The sequence below is a fragment of the uncultured Salinisphaera sp. genome (assembly GCF_964012375.1).
GTDB lineage: Bacteria > Pseudomonadota > Gammaproteobacteria > Nevskiales > Salinisphaeraceae > Salinisphaera.
The window spans coordinates 1-2,442 of record NZ_CAXGSH010000179.1 but is presented as its reverse complement, the minus strand read 5'-3'; the positions used below and the strand labels follow the sequence as shown (position 1 = coordinate 2,442).

The 2,442-nt window shown below is 64.3% G+C and carries 3 protein-coding genes; all 3 read right to left on the bottom strand.

Going from position 1 to position 2,442, the window contains the following annotated elements:
• On the bottom strand, positions 1–872 hold an 872-nt coding region (gene gcvPB / locus ABNU97_RS17650; RefSeq protein ID WP_348767976.1), incomplete at its 3' end, for an aminomethyl-transferring glycine dehydrogenase subunit GcvPB.
• Between the two features lie 70 nt (positions 873–942).
• On the bottom strand, positions 943–1,449 hold the full coding sequence (tpx, locus tag ABNU97_RS17645) for a thiol peroxidase (protein WP_348767975.1): 507 nt from the start codon (positions 1,447–1,449) through the stop codon (positions 943–945).
• A 48-nt stretch (positions 1,450–1,497) separates the two neighbouring features.
• A partial coding sequence (gcvPA, locus tag ABNU97_RS17640) for an aminomethyl-transferring glycine dehydrogenase subunit GcvPA (protein ID WP_348767974.1) occupies positions 1,498–2,442 on the bottom strand: 945 nt, incomplete at its 5' end.

Below are 2,442 nucleotides of genomic sequence, written 5' to 3'. Positions count from 1 at the left end.
TCGCGCAGCAGTTTACCCACGCCCACCGCACCGGAGCCCGGCCCGCCGCCGCCGTGCGGGGTGGAGAAGGTCTTGTGCAGATTCATGTGGATGACGTCGAAGCCCATATCGCCCGGGCGCACCTTGCCCAGAATGGCGTTGAGGTTGGCGCCGTCGTAGTAGAGCAGCCCGCCTGCGCCATGCACGATTTCGGCGATTTCGAGAATGTCCTGTTCGAACACGCCGAGCGTCGAGGGATTGGTGAGCATGATGCCCGCGGTACGGTGGGACACGGCATCGCGCAGTGCGGCGATATCCACGTCACCGTCGGCATCGGTCGGAATTTCGACCACGGTACAGCCACACATCACGGCGGTGGCCGGGTTGGTGCCATGGGCGGCATCGGGCACCAGGATCTCGTTACGTGCGCTGTCGCCGCGTGCGTCGTGGTAGGCCTTGATCATGGCCACGCCCGTGAATTCCCCCTGGGCCCCGGCCATCGGCGTGAGCGAAACGGCTTCCATGCCGGTCACCGTGGTCAGCATTTCCTGGAGCTCGTACAGGCACGCCATCATGCCCTGACCATGGCTGGCCGGCGCCAACGGATGCCGATTGAGAAACCCCGGTAGCGAGGCGAGGGTGTTACAGGCCCGGGGGTTGTGCTTCATGGTGCACGAGCCCAGCGGGTAGAAATGCGTATCGATGGAAAAATTAAGCTGCGATAGCCGCGTGTAGTGGCGCACCACGTCCATTTCCGAGGCTTGCGGCAGGCCCACCGGCGACTCGCGCCGCAGTGCGGCCGGGATATCGTCGATGGCGGGCGCCTCGGCCGGCGCCTGGGCCAGCGCACGACGGCCGGGCCGGCTGTGTTCGAAGATGAGCTTTTCGGTCATGGCGTGACTGCTTGCGGTGTTCGGGTTGTTCAAGACGAAACCATTGGCATCGTCCCGCGAGGGCTCGGACTCAGACCTTGAGTGCGGCCAGCGCGTCTTCGTAATTCGGCTCCTGGCCGATCTCGGGCACCAGTTCGCTGTGCAGCACCGTGCCCTGTTCGTCGGCGACGATCACCGCACGCGCGCACAGCCCCGCCATGGGCCCGTTGGCGATCAGCACGCCGTAATCCTTGGCGAAACGCTTGTCGCGCATCATCGACAGCGTGGTGCCGTTTTCGAGCCCTTCGGCGGTGCAGAAACGCGAATGCGCAAACGGCAGATCCGCGGACACCTGCAACAGCGCGATATTGTCGAGCGCATCGACTTCGGCATTGAAACGCTTGACCGAGATCGCGCAGGTGGGCGTGTCCATGCTCGGAAAGATATTGAATATCTTGCGCTTGCCGGCGAAGTCCGCGAGCGTGACATCGCGCAGATTAGCGCCGGTCAGGCTGAACTCCGCCAGACTGTCGCCGGGCGACGGCAGCTGGCCGTCGACATCGGTGGCATTACCTTTGAACGTGATTTGCTGGGTCATCGTCAGTCCTTGGATACAGCGGATGAAATAAATGGCCGGCGCCGGCCCTCAAGCCGCTTCGGCCTGCGCGGCGATCACGTCGCGCAGAGCGTCGGCATAGGTTTCGAGATCGGCCTCGGTCTTGGTTTCGGTGGCACAGACGAGCACCGTGTTATCGAGCCCGTCATAGAATTCGGCCAGGGCCAGCCCGCCGAACACGCCGCGTTCTGCCAGTGCCGCGAGCGCCTGCTCGGCGTCGACCGGCAGCCGCAGCACCGTTTCATGAAAGGCCGGGCTGTCGAAAACCGCCTCGACCCCGTCTATCGCGGTAAGCCGGTCGACCAGCGCACGGGTATTGGCGATACAGGTCGCGGCGGTATTCTCCAGCCCCCGCGACCCGAGCAGGCTCATATGAATGGTGGCCGCGGTCACCAGCAGGCCCTGGTTGGTACAGATGTTGGAGGTCGCCTTGGAGCGACGAATATGCTGCTCGCGCGGTTGCAGGGTCAGTACATAACCCGTGCGGCCATCCATATCCTGTGTTCGACCCACCACGCGGCCGGGCATCTGGCGGACGTGCTTCTTGCGACAGCACAAAATGCCGAAATACGGCCCGCCCGAGGCCAGCGGCGCGCCTAGCGGCTGGCCCTCGCCGACCACGATATCGGCCCCCTCGCCCGTGCCCCAGCGGCCGGGTTCCTTGAACACCGCCAGCGACAACGGATTGACCAGGCCGATAGCCAGTGCGCCGTTGTTCTGGGCCCAGTCGGTGAGCGTATCCACGTCTTCGAGCACGCCGAAGAAGTTCGGCTGCGGGATCACCAGCGCGGTTACATCCTCTTTGGCCCAGCGCGTAAGCGCCGCCTCATCGATACGCCCGGTGGCCCGGTCGTAGTCGATCACTTCGAAGATGATGCCCTGGTTCGCACAGATATTGCGCGCGACCTGGCGATAGAAGGGATGCACGCTCGCCGGCATGAGAATACGCGCCGATTTGGAGCGGCGATTGGCGCG

What these genes read in the sequence shown, in the direction of transcription:
- tpx (WP_348767975.1), bottom strand. Translation starts at nt 1,449, where the DNA reads ATGACCCAGCAAATCACGTTCAAAGGTAATGCCACCGATGTCGACGGC.